This window comes from Campylobacter sp. GTC17093 (assembly GCF_055397635.1).
Map to the genome: position 1 here is coordinate 761,238 of NZ_AP038832.1, position 20,219 is coordinate 781,456.

The following is a 20,219-nucleotide window of genomic DNA, read 5'->3' on the forward strand; positions in this document are numbered from 1 at the left end:
AAGTTTGAGAAATCTTATACTAAAAGAGCTAATTTCAGCGCTAGTGCTACTTTTTTGCCTTAGTTTTTTTATATTTTTAGTTGCGTATCTATTGCCAACTGATACGGTTTATGCGATGTTTTCAAGACCTGAGGCGGTAAGTGAGGCTATGAGAGTGCAAATTTCTCATAACCTCGGTATTGACAGGCCATTTTTGGTGCAGTATTTTTCATGGCTTAAAAACGCGTTAAGCGGTGATTTTGGCTATTCGCTTATAGATTTTAGAAGTGTGAGTGAGCTTTTTAGTGAGAGATTTTTAAATACCATAGTTTTAAATGGATTAAATTTACTTCTTCTTGTCGTTTTTTCATTTGTTTTTGGCATAATGAGTGCACTAAATGAAAATAAATTTATAGATCACGCGATAACTTTTATCTCATTTGGTTTTGTTTGTATGCCATCTTTTTGGATAGCGCTAATGGCAATAATGGTGTTTTCAGTTCACTTTGGATTTTTACCAACATCCGGACTTCATGCACTTGGCGATGATAGCTTAAAAAGCAGAGCTTATCATATGGTTTTGCCACTTCTTGTGCTTTTTGTTTCGCATATCGGACTTTACATAAGGATAGTTAGAAGCAGTTTTTTAAGCTCGTTAAAACAGCCTTTTGTTTATGCTATGTTTGCAAGAGGTGTTGGCAAATTTGATATTTACAAAGGCGTTTTAAAGCACTCTTTAGTGCCTATAATTAGCTTTATAGGAGCAAATTTTGCCGCGCTAATAACTGGCTCATACATCATAGAGAGCATTTTTTTATATCCAGGACTTGGGGAGCTTGCTATAACTTCGATACTTAGCAAAGATTACTCCGTGATTTTAGCTATTATTTTACTAACTGCTGTTTTTGCAATAGTTGGTAATTTACTTGCAAAAGTGTTTTGTATCATCATAAATAGGGGGCAAAAAAGCTTATGAAAAAGTTTATTTTTGCTTTTTTGCTTATTGCTGTGTTTGTGATTTTAGCTATTTTTGCGCCAAATATAGCGCATTTTAACCCTGATGAAGTAGCTCTTGACTTTGCTAAACTTGCGCCAAATTCTGCTCATATTTTTGGCACAGATATCCTTGGAAGAGATCTTTTTACTAGGATTTTATTCGCTCTTAGAATTTCGCTTATAGTTGGCTTTTTTAGTGCTTTTTTTAGCTGTTTTATAGGGCTTGTTTATGCTTTTATAGCGGCAATTTCTCCAAAATTTATAGACCACATTATGATGAGGATTGTAGATGGCTTTTTAGCTATGCCAATGATGCTTTTTATCATGTTTTTTAGCGCTATTTTGGACGCTGGCGTGTTAAATATGATAGTTATAATCTCGCTTAGTTTATGGATGCAAATAGCAAGAGTTATGAGAAATGAGTATGAAAAAATTTCAAGCTGTGAGTTTGTAAAATCTGCCATCGTGCTTGGTAGCTCAAAACTAAATATCATTTTTAAAGAGATTTTGCCAAATTTACTTAGCATTTTGATGGTATTTTTTAGTATAAATTTCGCTCACGCTATAGCAACTGAGGCTGTGCTTAGCTTTTTTGGTATTGGCGTGCCAGTTGGCAAAGCAAGTTTAGGAAATATGCTAAATGATGCGACAAATGCTATGTTTGTTGGCGCTTGGTGGATCATATTTTATCCTGGAATTGTGCTGTTTTTACTCATCATATGCGTGCTTTACATAGGAAATTTCATAGAGCAAAAAGATAGGGTTTATGCATGATAAACATCCAAAACCTAAATCTCACTTATAAAAATAACCGCATCTTAAAAAACATAAGCTTAAGGTTAAAAAACGGCAAAACTCTTGGCATAATAGGACAAAGTGGTAGTGGTAAATCAATGTTTGCTAGAACTCTTATAAATCTTTTGGGAGATGAATTTAGTATAAATGTAGATAAATTCGAAGTGCTTGGTAAAAGCGTTTTATCGCTTGGTAAAAAAGAGCTTGTAAATTACCGCAAATTTGATGTTGGACTTATATTTCAAAATGCTGGAGAGAGCTTTCATCCACTTTATAACATTGGTGATATTTTCATAACTAGCCTAAAAAATCATTACAAAGATATAAATGAGATAAAAAAGGTTACATTTGACACGCTTGCTCGCCTTGGCTTTGAAAATCCAGAGCTTATCTGGCATGAGTTTCCTTTGCAAATAAGTGGCGGAATGCTAGCAAGAGTACAGATCGCGTTAAATTTATGCATGAGACAAAAGATGTTAATTTGCGATGAGATAACAAGTTCGCTTGATAGTATAAATGCGCAAAATATCATTAACATTCTAAAAGAGCTTAAAGATGAGTTAAATTTTATTATCATAACACATGATCCAAATGTGATTTATGAACTTGCTGATGAGGTTTGTGTGTTTGATGGCGGTAAAATAATCGAGCAAAACATTAAAAGCGAGATATTTGATCGTCCTAAAGAAAAGCTAACAAAAGAGATTTTGTGTGGAAAGCTTAACTAGATGAAACGACTAAAAGTTATAAATTTACATAAAAATTATATGATAAAAAGGCATATTTTAGAGCCTTATGAAAAACTTGAGGTTTTAAATGGTATTAACTTTGAGCTAGAAAGTGGCGAGGATTTAGCAATCCTTGGAATCAGCGGAAGTGGGAAAAGCACTCTTGCTAGGATGCTTTGTATGCTTGAGAGTTGGGATGAGGGAGAAATTTTCCTTGATAGTATAAGTCTAGCTAAGCTTAAATTTAAAGAGCAAAGAAAACAAAGAAAACATATCCAATATGTCTTTCAAAACACAAATTTATCACTTAATCCTAAAAGAAGTGTAAAGCAGCTTTTAAAAGATGTTTACTCAAATTTTAATCTTAAATTAAATAAAACAGAACTTTTAAAAACTCTTGAAAGTTTAGGGCTAAAAGAAGAGATTTTAGATAAAAAACCTTATGAGATAAGTGGTGGAATGGCAGCAAGAGTGGCGCTTGCAAGAGCGCTTATCATAAAACCTGAGTTTTTAATCCTTGATGAAATAACAAGTGGACTTGATTTTTTAAATCAAAAAAAGCTTCTTATCTTATTAAAAGAGCTTAAAAAAACCTATAACATTTCTTATATTTTTATAACTCATAACCTTGAAGTGGCGGAGTTTTTATGTAAAAAGGCTCTTATATTAGAAGATGGAAAAGTTGTATATAGTGGAACTTTTGAAGGCGCGAAACAAAATAAACACTATATCAAATTTCAAAAAGCTATAAAAAAATAATCAAATTTATATCGCTGTTATAAATTTTAAGGTATATTTTGCCTTAAAATTTTACTATAAGGTTTAAAAATGAAACAAAAAATTTTAATTGCAATATGTGCTGCTATAGTATTTACAGGGTGTGCAACTGAACAATCAAGAGTTGTAGAAAGCCCAAAAGTTGAGATATCAAAGGTTAATTATCAAGGTGAGAAAATTTCTGTCTCAATTGGCAGATTTAATAACCAATCATCATATCAAAACGGAATTTTTTCAGATGGAGAAGATAGGCTTGGAAATCAAGCTCAAACAATACTTGCTACAGGTTTGCAACAAAGCGGTAGATTTAATGTATTAGATAGAACAAATTTAAAAACAATGGCGCAAGAAAGCAAATTTTCTAAATCAGCACAGGATATAAAAGGTGCTAGATATATTATAACTGGCGATGTGGTTGAATTTGGCAGAAAAACTGTTGGCGATCACCAGCTTTTTGGTATTTTAGGTCGTGGTAAAACTCAAGTTGCTTATTCAAAAGTAAATTTAAATGTAGTTGATGTAAAAACATCTCAAATAGTTTATTCTGCTCAAGGTGCTGGTGAATACTCACTTTCAAATCGTGAAGTTATAGGTTTTGGCGGAACTGCTGGATATGATGCGACTCTAAATGGTAAAGTTTTAAGCCTTTCTATAAATGAAGCTGTAAATAATCTTGCTTCTGGGCTTGACAAAAAAGAGTGGTAATGAGAGTTAAAATAGCGGTTTTATCTACTATCTTGCTAATTTTCTCTGGATGTGCACCTTCTAAAAAGCCTATTTATTACTGGGATGCAAGTTATGAGAGTTCAATTTATAATTATCTTAATGAAGAGGGTGATATAAATGAACAAATAGATAGTCTTGAAAAATACATACAAAAAGCATATCAGAAAAACGAGAAACTCCCGCCAGGACTGTATGCTCATTTGGGGTTAATGTATCATAAAAATGGCAATGATGCTAAATTTTTTGAGTATTTAGACAAAGAAGCAGAGCTTTTTCCAGAATCTAAACAATACATAGAATTTCTAAAAAGAAATAAAGCTAAGCCTAATGCTAAAATCAAAAAGGATAAAAAATGAGAATTAAATTTTTAACTATTTTATCATTTTTGGTACTGTTTTTACTTACTGGTTGTGCGCCAAAAGAGCCAGATGTTTATGATTATTCAAAGTTTTTACAATCTAGACCAAAGTCGATTTTGGTAGTTATGCCAACAAATGAATCACTTGAGCCAAAAGCAGCAACTGCGATTTTGACAAATAGTGTTTTGCCTTTAAGTGAGGCTGGATATTATGTATTTCCAGTTGCTTTGGTAAATGAAACATTTAAAAGTAATGGCATTTTTAGCGGTGAAGAGATATCTCATGTTTCATTAAATAAACTAAAAGAAATTTACGGAGCTGATAGTGTTTTATTTATCAATATAAAAGAATATGGCTCAAAATATGTCCTACTTGATTCTCAAACAACCATTGATATTTCGGTAAAACTTATAGATTTACATAATACTCATATGATTTGGGATAGAAGTGAAAGAGTAACCCAATCTGCAAATCAGGGAAATAATAATATTCTAGGAATGTTAATAAATGCAATGATAGCACAAGTTTTAAATGACATAACTGACAATGCTTATAAAGTTGCAGTAGCTACTGATATTATGACATTTTCTACAGACTGCTATAAATGTATTTTATATGGGCATAGATCTCCAAATTTTGGCAAAGATAAACAACTTAATAAACAGTAAAATAAACTAAAAAGCAAATTTCGCTTTTTAGTTTGGTTTTAAGTATTTTATTTTTAGTTATAATAAAAAGATGAAAAGTTAAAAATCAATTTAAAAGTTTAGCTTGTATTGAAATGAGAAAATTTATATAAAGGTAGTTAATATGCTAAAATCTAGCAAATATACGTGTATAACTGGAGCAAGTTCTGGTATTGGATTGGAAGTTGCTAAACTGTTCGCGCAATTAGGTCACAATTTAATTTTGGTTGCTAGACGCCAGGATAGAATGGAAAAATTAAAAAAAGAACTTTTAGTTAATTTTCCAGAATTAGATATTGTTATTAAAACATCTGATCTTACTGAAGCAAAAAATGTTTTTAAACTTTATCAAGATTTATCATCTTATAATATTATAACATGGATTAATAATGCAGGTTTTGGTAACTATGACAGTGTTGCCAATCAAAATTTAGAAAAAATTTTAAAATTAATCCAATTAAACATTGAAGCTTTAACTATTTTATCAAGTTTGTATACACACGACTATAAAGATGTCAAGGGAGCACAACTAATAAACATATCATCAAGAGGCGGATATATGCTTGTTGCAAATGCCGTAACATATTGCGCGAGTAAATTTTATGTTAGCGCTTTTACGGAAGGCTTGGCTTTGGAACTAAAAGCAAACAATAACCCAATGAAAGCTAAGGTTTTAGCACCGGCTGCTACAAAAACCGAATTTGGAAAAATAGCATCAGATGTCAAAGAATACGACTACGATTCGCACTTTGGTAAATATCATACAAGCAAGGAAATGGCTGAATTTTTAATGGAACTATATAATAGCGACAAAGTGGTTGGATTGATAGATGTTACAAATTTTACATTTAAACTTAGTGATCCATTATTTAACCATTAATTTCATAAAATTTATGATATTTAGAAAATAAAGTTATTTTGCTTAAATCAAGAAATTAATACATTTCAAAATCATTAGTTTAATATTATTTTATGCTCTTTTGTAGCACAAACTTCACCTATGATAGAGCTTTTTTCATATCCTGCATTTTTTAAATTAACAAGCGCTTTATTTGCATCTTTTTGATCAACACAAAGAAGCAAACCACCGCTTGTTTGTGCATCAAAATATAATATATCTATCTCATCTTTGCTACATATATACTTATTTACAAATTCTTTATTTTTATAGCTTCCAGCTGGTATAAGACCCATATTTGCGTATTTTATGGCCGAGTTTATAAGAGGGATATTATATTTTTGCAAAACAAAGCTTATATCATCTCTTGTCATTTCAAAAAGATGTCCAAGTAATCCAAATCCTGTTATATCAGTGCATGCATGAACTTTTATGTCTTTTAGTGCGTTTATAGCGTAGAAATTTAGCTGTATCATGTATGAGATAGCTTCTTCTATTTCTTCTAAACTCAATATATCTGCTTTTATACAAGTACTTAAGACTCCAATTCCAAGAGGTTTTGTAAGTATTAAAACATCTCCGATTTTTGCAGTATTGTTACTCCAAAAATTATTAGGATTAACTTTGCCAGTAACGCTTAATCCATAATACATTTCTTTTGTTTCTATGCTATGTCCACCAACCAAAACACCGCCGCACTCTGTAATCTTGTTTTTACCACCTTGTAAAATTTCATTCATGATATGTTTTTCAAAATTGCAACTATCAAAACCCATTATATTTAAAGCATTAATAACTTCCCCGCCCATTGCAAAAATATCACTTAGTGAGTTTGCAGCGGCTATTTGCCCATAAATAAATGGATCATTTACAACAGGAGTTATAAAATCAAGAGTTTGAACAAGTGCTAAATCGTCATTTATCTTAAAAATAGCGGCATCCTCGTTACTGTTAATTGATGATAATAAATTTGCATTTTTTTCTAGTAAAGTGCCAACGCATTCGTTTAGACCCAACGGGTCTATTTTGGCTGCTCAACCAGCTGCTTTTACAAATTTTGTTAGTTTTTTATCGTGATAAATCATAGTGAAACTACATCATGCTCCATTAGTAATGCTGCTATTTCATAAGCATTTCCTATCTCTCCAACACTAAGTTTATCAACTAAATTTAGTGCCTTTAAGCAACTTCCACAACTTATGATTTTAACACCTACACTTTCAAGATCTTTTAGAGGTTTATAGCCATAGTGATCTCTGTGCGTAGTCATCATAACTGAGTTATTTACACATATAATATATTCTGGTTTTATTGGGGCATTTAAAAGCGAGCTTAGAAATGTAGTTAAAACCGTATCTCCAATTGGCATAGGTCCAATTTTGTCATCTTTAAAATACACAAGTTTAGAATTTTTAGATTTTATTTCACAGTTATAGTCATTTTGGCTTATATTGCTAATATCTTTTGTTTTTACAACGCTTATTTCTTGATAGTTATCTAGGTTTTTTACCGTAGGATTCATTCCAAAATTATTTAAAAATTTTCTAATATTACTAAGCGGCGCTACATCGTTTATCAAAATGGTTAATGTTTCGCCCATATTAATTTGTTCTAAAGCATTTTTTGTTTCAATTACTGGCTTTGGACACTCCATATTTCTGCAATCTATTCGCATTTTATTTCCTTAAATTTAGTTTTCTTCAACCCTTGAAGCTTAATGTATTATACCTTAAAATTTATTTTTAAAAAATTAAATAAAAAGCAGGAATTTAAGAGTATAATTACGAAAAATTTTTATTAGGATGTGAGATGAGATTTGATATAAACGGCTATGAGCTACATAAATTCGATATACACTCAAAAGATATCATGCAAAAGTATTTAACAGATCTTGGGCTTGATCAACAAGTTGACATTAGTGATTACACATTTGCTTCGAACTACATTTGGCTTTCAAACTCCAGTGGATTTTATGCAATTATAGATGAGTGCTTTTGTCTTTTTATAATGACTGGAAGCGAGTTAAGTATGCTTTTGCCACCAATTGGTAGACTTATAAATCTTAAAAATGCTATTTTGCATTGCTTTGAACTTATGAATGCAAATAATACATCTGATCACTATTCGAGGATTGATTATGTAGCTGAATCTGTTTTGGAGAAATTTGCAACTTCTCTTGATTCAGATGCTGTGATTTTTGATGTGTTTGAAGACTTTGTGTTTGAGAAAAAATTAGCTGATTATATCTATAAAACTGATGATTTGATAGAACTTAAAGGAAACTCATATCACACAAAACGTACAGAGATAAATAAATTTAAAAACACATATCCGACTTTTAGAGTTGAAGAACTAAATGTTGAAAAGCATAAAAACGATATCATTTCTCTAAGCAATATCTGGGTACAAGAGCGTATAAAATATATGCCAAAAGAGCAAATTGATGACTTTATGGAGGGAATTTATCAAGAAAAAACAGCCATAAAAAGAATGCTAAACTTCTATAAAGAGCTTGAGCTTATAGGTATTGTTATATATATAGATGATGAAATGCATGGATTTACAGTTGGGGAACAGATAAATGAAGGTGTGGCAAGCGTTATCATAGAAAAAACCAATTTCCAAACTCTTGGGTGCGCTCAGTTTATCTTTAGAGAATTTAGTAAAATTTTAAAACAAAAGTATAACTGTGAATTTATCAATGTTGGCGATGACATGGGATTTGAAAATCTTAAAAAAGTTAAGATGAGTTATAGACCATTTAAGCTTGATTTAAAATATACAATTTATCAAAAATGAATATAACAAAAGCAACTTCAAAAGATATAAAAGAGCTTTTAGATATAGAAAATGAGGCTTTTGGTGGTAGTGGATTTGAGCTAAGTAAAGCAAGTTTTTATTACCACCTAAGAAAAAATTTTTTATATGTTGCAAAAGATGAAAAAGACCAAATTTTAGGCTATATTCTAGTTTTTGCATATCTTAAAATTCCTAGAATCTACTCGATTAGTATTAGTAAAAATTCTAGAGGAAAAGGCATAGGGAGTGAATTAATTTCTTTTGTGATTGATAAATTTCCTAATTTAAGACTGGAAGTTAGAAAGGATAATACAAAGGCTATAAAGCTTTATGAAAAATTTGGTTTTAAGAGCGAAAAAATTTTGACATCTTACTATCCTGATGGATGTGATGGTTTGTTTATGGTTAAAAAATAAAATATATAATTAGTTTGTAAGTAAGATTAAGATATAATTAACAATGATAAGAGCAAAAAAGAAATTTGGGCAAAATTTTCTTAAAGATAGTAGTGTTTTAAATAAAATCATCCAATCGATTCCCGAAAATGAAAAAAACTTAGTTGAAATCGGGCCTGGCTTAGGTGATTTAACAAACGAGCTTATAAAAGTTGGCAATGTTACAAGTTATGAGATAGACACAGAACTTTATGAGATTTTGTGCTCAAAATTTGGTAACAATATTAAGCTTATTTGTAATGATGCATTGAAAGTTTGGGAAAACTCATCTCTTAGTGATAAAGAATATTTTTTAGTAGCAAATTTGCCATATTATGTTGCTACAAAGATGGTTTTAAATGCACTAGATGATGATCTATGCAGAGGTTTTGTAGTAATGGTGCAAAAAGAAGTTGCTGAAAAGTTTTGCGCCAAAATTGGTGATAGAGAATTTAGCTCGCTATCAATTATATCAAGTTTAAATGGAGATATAGAACTTTTATTTGATGTCTTAGGAACTTCATTTGATCCACCACCAAAAGTTACTTCATCTGTTATGAAATTTATAAAAAAAGATGAAAAAGTTTTAAAAAAACAAGATTACATAAAATTTAAAGATTTTTTGAAAATATGTTTTTTGTCTCCAAGAAAGACGCTGATAAAAAATTTATCATCAGAGTTTAGCAAGGACAAATTAAAAGAAGTTTTTTTAAACATAGATATAAAACCCACATCAAGAGCCCATGAAGTAGATGTCACCTCATATATAAAAATTTTTTTAAATTTAAAGGTAGAACATGGAAGAGAAGGAAATAACAAATAATAATTCTAGTCAAGAAGAAAGAAGATTTAATAAACAAAACAGATATAAAAGGCACAAAAAAAATCTTCAAAGACAAGTAAAATGTGGGACAAATGATGAAAATAGCGAAAAAGTATCTCAAAATGAAACACAAAATAATGCTACTACATCAGATGAAACACCAAAAAAGAAAAAAAAACGAAATAAAAAGAATACTTCAAGTATTAAGTTAAATGGCAATGAAGAGTGGCAAGTAAACATTAGTCAAGCAGTTCAAGCAAATATGGCTATGCATGATTTGCGACTAAATCCCTTAAAATACTATAATAACTCAGAAAATACTATTCGTATAACTCCACTTGGTGGGCTTGGTGAGATAGGCGCAAATATGACAGTATTTGAAACAAATACAAGCGCCATTATAGTTGATGTTGGTATGAGTTTTCCTGATGAAAACATGCTTGGTGTTGATATATTGATACCTGATTTTGATTATATAAGAAAGATAAAAAATAAAATTCAAGGCATCATCATAACTCATGCTCATGAAGATCATATTGGTGCGATGCCATATTTTTTTAAAGAGTTTAAATTTCCAATATACGCAACACCACTTCCGCTTGGAATGATATCAAATAAGTTTGATGAGCACGGCTTAAAAGCAGAAAAATCTTATTTTAGACCAGTTGAGAAGCGTAAAGTTTATGATATAGGTGATTTTAGTATAGAGTTTATACACATAACGCATTCTATTATAGATGCTTCATCACTTGCAATAACAACAAAGGCTGGAACTATCATTCATACAGGAGATTTTAAGATAGATCATACCCCAATAGATGGCTATCCAACGGATCTAAGTCGTTTGGCTTACTATGGCGAAAAAGGTGTTTTGCTTCTAATGAGCGATAGTACAAACTCACACAGAGATGGTTTTACAAAAAGTGAAAGTAGCGTAGGAAAGACTTTTGATGATATATTTAGTAAATCAAAAGGTAGAGTTATAATGAGTACATTTAGCTCAAATATTCATAGAGTTTATCAAGCAATAGAAAGAGGACTCAAATATAACCGTAAAATTTGCGTTATAGGGCGTTCTATGGAGAGAAACCTTTTTACTGCAATGCAGCTTAACTACATAAAAATAGATAAAAAATACTTCATAGATGCAGATGAGGTTGCAAAATATCCAGATCATGAGGTTTTGATCGTAACAACAGGTTCTCAAGGTGAAACAATGAGTGCACTTTATAGAATGGCAACTGATGAGCACAAATATATAAAAATAAAACCAACAGATCAAATAATCATATCTGCCAAAGCAATTCCTGGAAATGAGGGCAGTGTTTCGACTGTATTAAATTATCTTTTAAAAAGTGGAGCAAGTGTGGCTTATCAAGATTTTAGTGAAATTCATGTCTCGGGTCACGCAGCACAAGAAGAACAAAAACTTATGATAAGGCTTATTAAGCCTAAGTTTTTCTTACCAGTTCATGGCGAATATAATCATATAGTAAAACATAAAGAAACAGCTATATCATGTGGTATAAATGAAGCGAACATATATCTTATGAATGATGGCGATCAAATAGAAGTCTGTGGTAAATACCTAAAACGCGTAAAAACTGTAAAAACAGGCAAGGTTTTCATAGATAATCAAATAAACAGGCAAATTAGCGATAATGTCGTTATTGATAGACAAAATTTAGCAGATGCCGGAGTTGTTATAATTATCGCACAAATTGATAAATCTCAAAAAAAGCTTATAAAAACACGAGTTATGAATTATGGTTTAACAAATGATAAGCAAAACTCAAATTTAACCAAAGAAATGGAAGAAACTATAATTCAGTTTTTGAGCAATGTAAAAGATGAGGCGATGGAAGATCAAAAAATGTTAGAAAATCAGATTCGTCAAGTTACAAGAAAGCATATCTTTAGAAAAACTAAAAAATACCCTATTATTGTACCTGTGATTTATCTAATGTAGGAGCGCAAATGAGTGAAATTTTAGATGTAGCAAAAGAGGTTTTAAGGCTTGAGGGAAATGAGCTTTTGCGAAATGCTGATATCATTGGAAGCGACATAGAAGAAGCTGTAAATTTGATACACTCTTGCAAAGGAAAAGTTGTAGTAACTGGCGTTGGCAAAAGTGGGCATATAGGAGCAAAAATTGCAGCGACTCTAGCTAGTACTGGAACGCCAAGCTTTTTTGTACATCCAACTGAAGCGATGCATGGCGACCTTGGCATGCTCCAAAAAGATGACATCATACTTGCAATATCATTTAGCGGTGAGAGTGACGAGCTTATAAGTATAATGCCTCATGTAAAAAGATATGGCAATAAAATTATTGCTATGGCAAAAGATAAAAATAGCTCTCTTGGAAAATTTAGCGATGCATTTATAAAGCTTGATATATTAAAAGAAGCATGTCATATAGTTGCAGCTCCTACAGTTTCTACAACTCTTACTTTAGCATTAGGCGATGCACTTGCAGTGTGCTTAATGAGAAAAAATGATTTTAAAAAAGAGGATTTTGCAAATTTTCATCCTGGTGGTAGTCTTGGCAAAAGGCTATTTTTAAAAGTAAAAGATGTTATGCAAACAGATCTTTTACCGTTAGTAAAAAGTGATGTTAGTTTGAAAATAGCTATAGACGCTATGACACATGGAAAACTAGGTTCAGTTTTACTAATAGATGAAAGTGGAAGTTTAGAAGCTATTTTAAGTGATGGTGATCTTAGAAGAGCACTTATGAAAGAAAGCTTTGATATAAATGATAGTGCTATAAATCATGCCACAAAGCAACCTAAAGTTATAACAAATTCTGATATGTTAGCTTATGACGCTTTAAAAATCATAGAGGAGTATAAAATTCAGCTTTTAGTTGTGGTAGATATTGCAAATAAGCCACTTGGTGTTTTGCACATACACGAATTAACTAAATTAGGGCTATAAAATGCAAAAAATGAGACTAAATAAATTCATCTCACACAACACAAATTACTCAAGAAGAGAAGCAGATGAGCTGATAAAAAATGGAAAAGTTACTATAAATGGTAGAGTTGTTAGTGATTTTGTAGAAGTTAGTGAAGAAGAAAAAATTCGCATAAATGGACGGATTGTAAAATTAAAAAAAGATTTTACTATGATTGTTTATCATAAGCAAAAAGGCGAGTTGGTAACTAAAAAAGATGATCGTGGCAGGAAAACGATATATGATAATTTGCCACATGGTTTTTCTAAATTTGTAAGCATAGGAAGGCTAGATTTTGCAAGCGAGGGATTGTTACTTTTAACAGATGCGCCCTCTATAGCAACAGCTCTTATGAAAAGTGATATGGAAAGAGAGTATTACTTAAAAATAAAAGGTGAAATCACAGAAGATGTAAAAAATGCTATGAAGGATGGCTTTTTTGCAACAGATGCCACAAAAGGCGCTCACGCTAAAAGCAAGATAAAATCCATGGAATTTAAGCCGTTTGTTGCATACGATATTTTTGGATCAAGTGGAGGATATACAAAACTTAGAGTAATGATAAATGAAGGTCAAAACAGAGAGTTAAGGCGATTTTTTGGATGTTTTGATTTGGAAGTTATGGATTTAAAACGTGTAAGTTTTGGTAGGGTTGAGCTTGGGATGTTAAAAGAGGGCAAATGGAGATACTTTACAAGTAGTGAATATGATGATTTGAGAGATTTTTTAAAGTTAAATAAAATTTATTACTAAAATTTTATGAAAAAAGGTTTTAGATTATGAGTGCTAAAACAAATGCTGCTAGAATATTAGATGGTTTAAATATAATCTACGAGTTAAAAGAGTATAAGGTTGATGAAGAGTATTTAGATGCTATTCATACAGCGCAAAAAGTTGGTGTTGATATAAAAAAAGTATATAAAACCATAGTTTGTATAGCTGACGGAGAGCATATAGTTGCTTGTTTGCAAGGTGATTTAAATCTTGATTTAAAGGCTTTAGCAAAAGTTGCAGGAGCAAAAAGATGCGAACTTATAAATTTAAAAGATATAACAAAGATAACAGGCTATGTAAGAGGTGGCTGCTCTCCACTAGGAATGAAAAAGCATTTTAGAACTTTTCTAGATATAAAAGCACAATTGCAAGAGGAAATATGTGTAAGTGCTGGCATTCGTGGGAAGCAAATTTATCTTAAGCCAGATGACCTTATAAAAGCAACAAATGCTATGCTTTGTGATATTACCCAGGATTAAGAGGAAATTGAAATGATTTACGAGCTAATTTTAGTTGAAGATAAGGATTTAATAGAAACTTTTAAAAATTTTAGTAACAAAGATTGTGATAAACCTGAAAATTATTTAGATTTTTTGTGTAAAAATTTTATAAAAAAAGATGATAAAGATAAACTAAAAATTTTTGGCGGTAACGATTTTTTTGATTTATTTACATTAAGACCACATATAAATGATTATGATTTAACTAAAAATCAAGAGTATGAGAAATTTGAAAAAGAGATAATAGATGTTGATTCTAAATTACCTTTTAAAAGTGTTATAAATAAATTTTACAGTGATAAAATTTATAAACAATATTCTTATGCTACACACTACATATTGTTTTTTAAAGATATTCTTTTTGCTATAAAGCCTAGAAAAGATAATGATACCGCAAATTCTGTTTTTATATATGAAGATGATGAAAATAACTTTGATGAGTATTGCAAAAAAGAAAAAGAATATGAGATTTTTACAAGAAATGAAAATTATAAGGTGCTAATTTCTAAAAAAACATTTGCAGTTTATAACGGATACAATAAAAACTTTTTTGATACAAGCATATCAAAAGTTTTGCTCATACAAACACTTCTTTTATCATATGAAGAACAATGTAAAAATTATAAAAATATCTTATCGCAAGATTTTAAAAACATAAATATAGATAAAATTTTAGAAATTAAAAAAAGTTTTTTTGAGTATAAACAATTATCTAAAGTTGAGGTAACTCAAGATAGGATTGAGGCGAAAAAAATTTTCGAATTATCTAGAAAAGTATTAAAAACAGATGAAATATTTAAAAAAATTTCAGATACTATAAATGAGTTTTTTGATATCACAAATCAAGAATTTCAGATAGAAAATATAAAACTTCAAAGACATTTTAATCAAAATATAGAAAAAATTTTAAAAGAACAAGAGTTGGCAAATAAAGAAAGAGAAGAGCGAAATAAAAAAATGGCTTTAGTCACTTATATAGCGGCGTTTATTACTATATTAACTTTTATTAGCGTAATTGCTGATGTGCTTAATTTATGGGACAGATTTTTTAAATAATGATTAGTTTTTGCTAAAAAGAGTTCCACCGCTTTGGTTGTTATTTAGTAGAAAATCTCTTGCAACACTTAAATCAAATCCGCTTGCTAAAAACATTTCTTTATTATTTTTAAGTAAAAAGTCCGCAGCTTTTAATTTTGTTGTTATTCCACCAGTTCCCATCTCACTTCCAGCAAGAGGCTTTTGATTTAGTTCCTCTTCGCTTATTTCTTTTACTAATGGACGTAATTTTGCATCAGGATTTTTATGAGGATCATCAGTATAATATCCATCAATATCGCTTAAAATTACAAGCATATCTGCATCAAAATAATTAGTGACACTAGCACTTAATCTGTCATTATCGCCATAAACGATTTCTTCTATGGCGGTTGCATCGTTTTCATTTATTATAGGCAAAACTTTGTTTTTAAGTAGTCCATCTATAGTATTTTTAGCATGAAGAGTGCGCTTTCTAGAATCAAAATCTAAGCCAGTTAGTAGGATTTGGGCACATAAAACGCCATGTTTTGAGAGAAATTTGTTATATATTTCCATCAAATACGGTTGGCCAACCGCTGCTAAAATTTGTTTTGCTATGATACCATTTTTGGTTATGTTTAGTTTAACTCTTCCTGCGCTTGCGGCACCAGAACTTACCAAAATAATTTCATATTTTTGTCTTAATTCTATTATAAATTTACATAAATTCTCAACTCTTTCTTCGCTTATATGATCAACTTCGCTTATGATATGAGAGCCAACTTTTATGACAATTTTTTTCATTTTTTGCCTTTACTTACATATAAAAATAGAATTATAATAAATCAATGCTTAAACAGTAGTTGTAAAATATTTTTGAGAAATGATATATAAGAAGCAGTTGCAAATGTCTTAGAGTTTATAAGAGTGATAAAAAAGCTTACACAAGTGCTAGCAAAGAAGAATTTAAGATAACTATTATAATCAGGTTTAATTAAATTTATTTTGAGTGTTATAATAATTAAAAGTAAAAGGAATTAAATATGAAATATAATTTTATAGATATTGTAGATAGAATTAAATTTGGCTCCGCTAAATGGCTTTGGATGCAAGAAAAAAATCCAAATATTCCAAAAGATATAGTACCTTTTTCTGTTGCAGACATGGAGTTTGAAATAGCTCCTAACTTAGAAAATGTACTAAAAAATGCAAAACATTTAGGATATACAAGAGCTAATGATAGTTATTATGAGGCTATAATATCTTGGTTTAAAAGACGCCACAAATTAACTTTTAAAAAAGAGTGGATAGTTACAAGCCAAGGAATTGTGTTTGCTCTTCACACTGCCATAAAATCTTATAGCAATAAAGGAGATAATATCATAATAATGCCGCCAGTTTATTATCCATTTTTTAGAGCAATACAAAAAACTGGTAGGAAAATTTTAAGAAATTCCCTTAAATTTGATGGAAAAAAATATACCATAAATTTTAAAGACCTAGAAAATAAAGCAAAAAAAGCAAAAATTCTCATACTTTGCAATCCACATAATCCAGTTGGTAGAGTTTGGAATAAAGATGAGCTTGATAAGGTGGCTAAAATTTGTAATGAAAATAGTGTTGTAGTAATAAGCGATGAAATTCACTGCGACCTTGTTTTTAATAAATTTACATCATTTTCTAAAGTCGCAAAAGATACTAACTTCATACTTTGTACTGCTCCAAGCAAGAGTTTTAATATAGCTGGAATTCAAGCATCAAATATAATCATAAAAGATAAAAAATTAAGAAAATTATATAAAAATGAACTAGATAATATTGGAGTTCATTTATTAAATGCGCTAGCTTATGATATGACAAAAGTTGCTTATAATGAGTGTGAAGAGTGGCTTGATACAGCGCTTAGTGTTATAAAAGAAAACAAAGAAATGCTTTTTAATTTTATAAAAGATGAAATTCCATTAATCAAGGTTTGTGATTTAGAGGGAACTTATCTTATGTGGCTTGATTTTAGAAAATTAGGATTTAGCGCTAAAAAACTTGAAGAATTTATGACTAAAAAGGCATTTATATTTGGCGACGAAGGGTATATTTTTGGAAAAGAAGGAGAGGGTTTTGAGAGGATAAATATAGCTTGTCCAAAAAATGTGCTAAAAGACGCTCTTATTCGTTTAAAAGATGCACTTAAAGACGAGAAACTTCTTTAGCTTTATAACAAACTTACTTGTTTGTTATAATTTTTAAGATATCAAGTATATTCCATTTAAGCTCATCTATATTAAAGTTCGTAGCGCTTGAGATTGGTATTACAAAACATGGTTTTGAGCTATCTAATTTATCATAATCTTGCTTTTTATCAAGGCTAAACTGGTCTAGAAATTCATTATACTTTTCTTCGAAATCATTACAAGCATCAACTCTCGTGATTGCAATGGCAAAGTTTTTTTCATAAAGTTCTTTAGAGAAATTTTTTAATTCTTTTTTTAGTGCATTGTATTGTTCGCTTAAGGTTCTATAATTTGCGCTATCTATCATAAAAAGTAAAATTTTAGTTCTTTGGATGTGCTTTAAAAACTCTAGTCCAAGCCCCTTTCCTTCGCTTGCACCATCTATAATTCCTGGTATATCAGCCATTATAAATTTACTATATTCATCAACCTCTACCATCCCAAGTTTTGGTGTAAGAGTTGTAAATTCGTAATTTGAAATTTCTGGTTTTGCGTTTGATATAGTTGAAATGAGCGTTGATTTTCCAACATTTGGAAATCCAAGTAGTCCGACATCGGCAATAAGCTTTAGTTCGAGTCTAATATTTAGTTCCTCTCCAGGAAGTCCAGGTTGAGAGTATGTTGGAGTTTGGTTCACTGAGTTTTTAAAGTGAACATTTCCAAGACCTCCTTTGCCACCCTTTAAAATAAGTTTTTTATCACCATCCTCGGTCATGTCAAGTAAAATTTCGCCACTATCATCATCATAAATAACAGTTCCTGGCGGGACAATAAGGATCAAATCATCTCCTCTTTTACCGGTTCTTTTTTTGCCTTCACCGCAATTGCCATTTGATGCTTTTAGCAGTTTTTTACCTTTATATTTTACAAGTGTATGGGTATTATTGTCTACAAAAAAATATACATCACCGCCATCACCGCCATCACCGCCATCAGGTCCACCTAAATCTATAAATTTTTCTCTTCTAAAACTAGATGCGCCTGCTCCGCCATGACCGGATCTGATTTTAAATTTAACACTATCAACAAACATTTTTAACCTTATATAAATTTACTAAGATTATATCAAAAAGTGTTTGAAAATTTTATGAGAGTCGAAGCCACACTAGGTGGCTTCATAAAAGAAAAGATTATTGTAAAAGTTTTAAAACGTTTTGTTGAACGGCATTTGCTTGACTCATTGCATAGCTTCCAGATTGTGCAAGAATGTTATATTTTGAGAAGTTTGCACTTTCACTAGCGAAGTCAACATCTCTAATTTGAGATTCAGCTGATTTAACATTAACTTGTGTAACTGAAATGTTATTTACAGTTGAAGTTAATTGGTTTTGAACAGAACCTAGGTCAGCTCTAATACTACCAAGGTTTTTAGTTGCAGTTTCAACTATGCTCATAAGAGCCATTGCACCTTTTAGAGTTGTAACACCAGCTGTTTTATCACTGCTAACAAATTCTATGTGTAAGTTTGCATTAAAGCCCATAGCTGAAGCTAAATCCTTATTTATCTTGCCTTTTAACTCTCTTAGTGAAACTGTTTTTTGAGCTACGGCAGAAGCTTTCTCAAATCCTATTTTACCATTTGTTCCACCAGATACTATTATATCGTTTCCTGAAAGTCTAGTAAGTGATAAACGACCATAGTTTTCTGTTTGACCGCTAATACCTGTTGTAGCAGCAGCAGATGCAAGACCTGTTATTTTGATACCTCTACCATCTCTTGATGTTAGGTTTAAGTGACCTCTACTATCAACACTTGCTTCAACGCCAGTTGTATCTTTAAAAGCATTAATTGCAGCAACTAGTGCTCCAGTTGAGTCATTATCTTTGAAATCTACTTTACCAATTATAGAGCCATTAATCATAAATGCTGATGTTGTAGCTCCTCCTTTTATAGCAGATACACCAGTTGTTTGTACACTAAAAGTTGCACGAACACCTGTTTTATCACTCATTTTGTTGATATTTTCTGCAAGTACACCTATACCTGTACCAACGCTTGTTGATATAACAGCACTTTCAATTTTATAATCATTTACACCATCTGTATTTTTAAAAGTAAGGTTAACTTCTGAAGCTGCTGTTATTGTAGCACCAGTTTCAAATCTAGTTAAACCTATTTTATTAGATGTTGTAGCACCTATAGTTGCTTTGATACTCTCATTTGAGAAAGCACCTATTTGGAACTCTTTGTTTATAAATGTTCCAGAAAGTAGTTTTTGACCATTGAAACTTGTTGTATTACCGATGTTATCAAGTGACTCCATAAGTCTTACAATGTCGCTTTGAATAGCTCTTCTTGACTCAGTTGTTTGAGTATCTTGAGCTGCTTGTATAGATTTAGCCTTGATAGTATCAAGTATTTTTAATTGCTCATCCATAGCTTTATCAGCAATTCTAATAACACCTATTGCATCATTACCATTTGCAATAGCTTGACCAAGTGAACTTGCTTGTGAGCGTAAGCTATCTGCTATAGCTAGACCTGAAGCGTCATCTGCAGCTGTTTGAATTCTAAGACCTGAAGAAAGTCTACCTAAAGAGTTGTCTAAGTCTCTATTGTTTACAACAGAGTTAGTGTGTGCATTCATTGCAGCAATGTTCGTGTTGATGCGAAATCCCATCTTAAATCCTTTTATTATTTTTATAAAATACTAGCCAAACTTTTGTTTTGAAACTAAAGCAAAAGGTGTTCCAAATTTTAAATTTGCAAATATACATTTTTATATCAAATTTATTTTTAA

The 20,219-nt window shown here is 30.8% G+C and carries 22 protein-coding genes; 17 read left to right on the forward strand and 5 right to left on the reverse strand.

Going from position 1 to position 20,219, the window contains the following annotated elements:
- The first annotated feature begins 4 nt into the window (after positions 1 to 4).
- The 8 genes from ACZ5VL_RS03910 to ACZ5VL_RS03945 all read left to right on the forward strand — a co-directional run bounded on the left by ACZ5VL_RS03910 (position 5) and on the right by ACZ5VL_RS03945 (position 5,926).
- Positions 5 to 955, forward strand: a complete 951-nt coding sequence (locus ACZ5VL_RS03910; protein ID WP_464200069.1) for an ABC transporter permease — start codon at positions 5 to 7, stop codon at positions 953 to 955.
- Entirely contained in the window at positions 952 to 1,749 is a 798-nt protein-coding gene (locus ACZ5VL_RS03915) for an ABC transporter permease (RefSeq protein WP_464200070.1), read from the forward strand. Before ACZ5VL_RS03910 ends, ACZ5VL_RS03915 begins: the two co-directional genes overlap by 4 nt.
- Entirely contained in the window at positions 1,746 to 2,498 is a 753-nt protein-coding gene (locus tag ACZ5VL_RS03920; protein WP_464200072.1) for an ATP-binding cassette domain-containing protein, read from the forward strand. Before ACZ5VL_RS03915 ends, ACZ5VL_RS03920 begins: the two co-directional genes overlap by 4 nt.
- Positions 2,499 to 3,257 (forward strand): ATP-binding cassette domain-containing protein, encoded by a 759-nt coding sequence (locus ACZ5VL_RS03925; protein ID WP_464200074.1) that lies wholly within the window; start codon positions 2,499 to 2,501, stop codon positions 3,255 to 3,257. It abuts the gene before it with no gap.
- A 69-nt stretch (positions 3,258 to 3,326) separates the two neighbouring features.
- Entirely contained in the window at positions 3,327 to 3,980 is a 654-nt protein-coding gene (locus ACZ5VL_RS03930; protein WP_464200075.1) for a CsgG/HfaB family protein, read from the forward strand.
- Positions 3,980 to 4,357, forward strand: a complete 378-nt coding sequence (locus ACZ5VL_RS03935; RefSeq protein ID WP_464200076.1) for a DUF4810 domain-containing protein — start codon at positions 3,980 to 3,982, stop codon at positions 4,355 to 4,357. Before ACZ5VL_RS03930 ends, ACZ5VL_RS03935 begins: the two co-directional genes overlap by 1 nt.
- Positions 4,354 to 5,028 carry a DUF799 domain-containing protein gene (locus ACZ5VL_RS03940; RefSeq protein WP_464200077.1) on the forward strand — a complete coding sequence of 225 codons (675 nt, stop codon included), beginning with the start codon at positions 4,354 to 4,356 and terminating at the stop codon, positions 5,026 to 5,028. Before ACZ5VL_RS03935 ends, ACZ5VL_RS03940 begins: the two co-directional genes overlap by 4 nt.
- Before the next feature lie 142 nt (positions 5,029 to 5,170).
- The gene (locus ACZ5VL_RS03945; RefSeq protein WP_464200078.1) at positions 5,171 to 5,926 is read left to right on the forward strand and encodes an SDR family NAD(P)-dependent oxidoreductase; all 756 of its coding nucleotides are present in this window, start codon (positions 5,171 to 5,173) and stop codon (positions 5,924 to 5,926) included.
- Positions 5,927 to 6,000: 74 nt separating this feature from the next.
- On the opposite strand, the gene selD is transcribed toward ACZ5VL_RS03945, so the two are convergent.
- Together selD and yedF are read right to left on the reverse strand one after the other, a co-directional pair.
- Entirely contained in the window at positions 6,001 to 7,029 is a 1,029-nt protein-coding gene (selD, locus tag ACZ5VL_RS03950; RefSeq protein WP_464200080.1) for a selenide, water dikinase SelD, read from the reverse strand.
- Positions 7,026 to 7,619 carry a sulfurtransferase-like selenium metabolism protein YedF gene (gene yedF / locus ACZ5VL_RS03955; protein ID WP_464200082.1) on the reverse strand — a complete coding sequence of 198 codons (594 nt, stop codon included), beginning with the start codon at positions 7,617 to 7,619 and terminating at the stop codon, positions 7,026 to 7,028. Before yedF ends, selD begins: the two co-directional genes overlap by 4 nt.
- A 134-nt stretch (positions 7,620 to 7,753) precedes the next feature.
- Here yedF and ACZ5VL_RS03960 point away from each other — a divergent pair, with 134 nt between their 5' ends.
- From ACZ5VL_RS03960 to ACZ5VL_RS03995, 8 genes are read left to right on the forward strand one after another with little or no spacing between them, the layout of a single operon-like run.
- Positions 7,754 to 8,743, forward strand: coding sequence for a DUF2156 domain-containing protein (locus ACZ5VL_RS03960; RefSeq protein WP_464200084.1), 990 nt, complete (start codon positions 7,754 to 7,756; stop codon positions 8,741 to 8,743).
- Complete coding sequence (locus ACZ5VL_RS03965) at positions 8,740 to 9,159, forward strand: GNAT family N-acetyltransferase (RefSeq protein ID WP_464200086.1); 420 nt, start codon at positions 8,740 to 8,742, stop codon at positions 9,157 to 9,159. Before ACZ5VL_RS03960 ends, ACZ5VL_RS03965 begins: the two co-directional genes overlap by 4 nt.
- A 43-nt stretch (positions 9,160 to 9,202) precedes the next feature.
- Positions 9,203 to 10,000 carry a 16S rRNA (adenine(1518)-N(6)/adenine(1519)-N(6))-dimethyltransferase RsmA gene (rsmA, locus tag ACZ5VL_RS03970; protein WP_464200088.1) on the forward strand — a complete coding sequence of 266 codons (798 nt, stop codon included), beginning with the start codon at positions 9,203 to 9,205 and terminating at the stop codon, positions 9,998 to 10,000.
- On the forward strand, positions 9,975 to 11,969 hold the full coding sequence (locus ACZ5VL_RS03975) for a ribonuclease J (protein WP_464200090.1): 1,995 nt from the start codon (positions 9,975 to 9,977) through the stop codon (positions 11,967 to 11,969). The genes rsmA and ACZ5VL_RS03975 overlap by 26 nt, the downstream gene beginning before the upstream one ends.
- Before the next feature lie 8 nt (positions 11,970 to 11,977).
- On the forward strand, positions 11,978 to 12,940 hold the full coding sequence (locus tag ACZ5VL_RS03980; protein ID WP_464200091.1) for a KpsF/GutQ family sugar-phosphate isomerase: 963 nt from the start codon (positions 11,978 to 11,980) through the stop codon (positions 12,938 to 12,940).
- A 1-nt stretch (position 12,941) separates the two neighbouring features.
- Positions 12,942 to 13,712, forward strand: a complete 771-nt coding sequence (locus tag ACZ5VL_RS03985; protein WP_464200093.1) for a pseudouridine synthase — start codon at positions 12,942 to 12,944, stop codon at positions 13,710 to 13,712.
- 26 nt (positions 13,713 to 13,738) lie between these two features.
- Positions 13,739 to 14,212, forward strand: a complete 474-nt coding sequence (gene ybaK, locus ACZ5VL_RS03990; protein WP_464200095.1) for a Cys-tRNA(Pro) deacylase — start codon at positions 13,739 to 13,741, stop codon at positions 14,210 to 14,212.
- Positions 14,213 to 14,224: 12 nt separating this feature from the next.
- Positions 14,225 to 15,289: a hypothetical protein gene (locus ACZ5VL_RS03995; RefSeq protein WP_464200097.1), complete on the forward strand. Its 1,065-nt coding sequence runs from the start codon at positions 14,225 to 14,227 to the stop codon at positions 15,287 to 15,289.
- Positions 15,290 to 15,292: 3 nt separating this feature from the next.
- Here ACZ5VL_RS03995 and proB read toward each other — a convergent pair whose 3' ends face one another.
- A complete protein-coding gene (gene proB / locus ACZ5VL_RS04000; RefSeq protein ID WP_464200099.1) occupies positions 15,293 to 16,054 on the reverse strand; it encodes a glutamate 5-kinase in 762 nt (253 codons plus the stop codon).
- A 239-nt stretch (positions 16,055 to 16,293) separates the two neighbouring features.
- Here proB and ACZ5VL_RS04005 point away from each other — a divergent pair, with 239 nt between their 5' ends.
- The gene (locus ACZ5VL_RS04005) at positions 16,294 to 17,457 is read left to right on the forward strand and encodes a MalY/PatB family protein (protein ID WP_464200101.1); all 1,164 of its coding nucleotides are present in this window, start codon (positions 16,294 to 16,296) and stop codon (positions 17,455 to 17,457) included.
- A 13-nt stretch (positions 17,458 to 17,470) separates the two neighbouring features.
- On the opposite strand, the gene obgE is transcribed toward ACZ5VL_RS04005, so the two are convergent.
- Both obgE and ACZ5VL_RS04015 read right to left on the reverse strand, forming a co-directional pair.
- Entirely contained in the window at positions 17,471 to 18,511 is a 1,041-nt protein-coding gene (obgE, locus tag ACZ5VL_RS04010; RefSeq protein ID WP_464200103.1) for a GTPase ObgE, read from the reverse strand.
- A 97-nt stretch (positions 18,512 to 18,608) separates the two neighbouring features.
- Positions 18,609 to 20,099: a flagellin B gene (locus tag ACZ5VL_RS04015; protein ID WP_464200104.1), complete on the reverse strand. Its 1,491-nt coding sequence runs from the start codon at positions 20,097 to 20,099 to the stop codon at positions 18,609 to 18,611.
- Positions 20,100 to 20,219 lie beyond the last annotated feature (120 nt).

What these genes read in the sequence shown, in the direction of transcription:
- ACZ5VL_RS03915 (WP_464200070.1), top strand. Translation starts at nt 952, where the DNA reads ATGAAAAAGTTTATTTTTGCTTTTTTGCTTATTGCTGTGTTTGTGATT.
- ACZ5VL_RS03920 (WP_464200072.1), top strand. Translation starts at nt 1,746, where the DNA reads ATGATAAACATCCAAAACCTAAATCTCACTTATAAAAATAACCGCATC.
- ACZ5VL_RS03925 (WP_464200074.1), top strand. Translation starts at nt 2,499, where the DNA reads ATGAAACGACTAAAAGTTATAAATTTACATAAAAATTATATGATAAAA.
- ACZ5VL_RS03930 (WP_464200075.1), top strand. Translation starts at nt 3,327, where the DNA reads ATGAAACAAAAAATTTTAATTGCAATATGTGCTGCTATAGTATTTACA.
- ACZ5VL_RS03935 (WP_464200076.1), top strand. Translation starts at nt 3,980, where the DNA reads ATGAGAGTTAAAATAGCGGTTTTATCTACTATCTTGCTAATTTTCTCT.
- ACZ5VL_RS03940 (WP_464200077.1), top strand. Translation starts at nt 4,354, where the DNA reads ATGAGAATTAAATTTTTAACTATTTTATCATTTTTGGTACTGTTTTTA.
- ACZ5VL_RS03945 (WP_464200078.1), top strand. Translation starts at nt 5,171, where the DNA reads ATGCTAAAATCTAGCAAATATACGTGTATAACTGGAGCAAGTTCTGGT.
- yedF (WP_464200082.1), bottom strand. Translation starts at nt 7,619, where the DNA reads ATGCGAATAGATTGCAGAAATATGGAGTGTCCAAAGCCAGTAATTGAA.
- ACZ5VL_RS03960 (WP_464200084.1), top strand. Translation starts at nt 7,754, where the DNA reads ATGAGATTTGATATAAACGGCTATGAGCTACATAAATTCGATATACAC.
- ACZ5VL_RS03965 (WP_464200086.1), top strand. Translation starts at nt 8,740, where the DNA reads ATGAATATAACAAAAGCAACTTCAAAAGATATAAAAGAGCTTTTAGAT.
- rsmA (WP_464200088.1), top strand. Translation starts at nt 9,203, where the DNA reads ATGATAAGAGCAAAAAAGAAATTTGGGCAAAATTTTCTTAAAGATAGT.
- ACZ5VL_RS03975 (WP_464200090.1), top strand. Translation starts at nt 9,975, where the DNA reads ATGGAAGAGAAGGAAATAACAAATAATAATTCTAGTCAAGAAGAAAGA.
- ACZ5VL_RS03980 (WP_464200091.1), top strand. Translation starts at nt 11,978, where the DNA reads ATGAGTGAAATTTTAGATGTAGCAAAAGAGGTTTTAAGGCTTGAGGGA.
- ACZ5VL_RS03985 (WP_464200093.1), top strand. Translation starts at nt 12,942, where the DNA reads ATGCAAAAAATGAGACTAAATAAATTCATCTCACACAACACAAATTAC.
- ybaK (WP_464200095.1), top strand. Translation starts at nt 13,739, where the DNA reads ATGAGTGCTAAAACAAATGCTGCTAGAATATTAGATGGTTTAAATATA.
- ACZ5VL_RS03995 (WP_464200097.1), top strand. Translation starts at nt 14,225, where the DNA reads ATGATTTACGAGCTAATTTTAGTTGAAGATAAGGATTTAATAGAAACT.
- proB (WP_464200099.1), bottom strand. Translation starts at nt 16,054, where the DNA reads ATGAAAAAAATTGTCATAAAAGTTGGCTCTCATATCATAAGCGAAGTT.
- ACZ5VL_RS04005 (WP_464200101.1), top strand. Translation starts at nt 16,294, where the DNA reads ATGAAATATAATTTTATAGATATTGTAGATAGAATTAAATTTGGCTCC.
- obgE (WP_464200103.1), bottom strand. Translation starts at nt 18,511, where the DNA reads ATGTTTGTTGATAGTGTTAAATTTAAAATCAGATCCGGTCATGGCGGA.
- ACZ5VL_RS04015 (WP_464200104.1), bottom strand. Translation starts at nt 20,099, where the DNA reads ATGGGATTTCGCATCAACACGAACATTGCTGCAATGAATGCACACACT.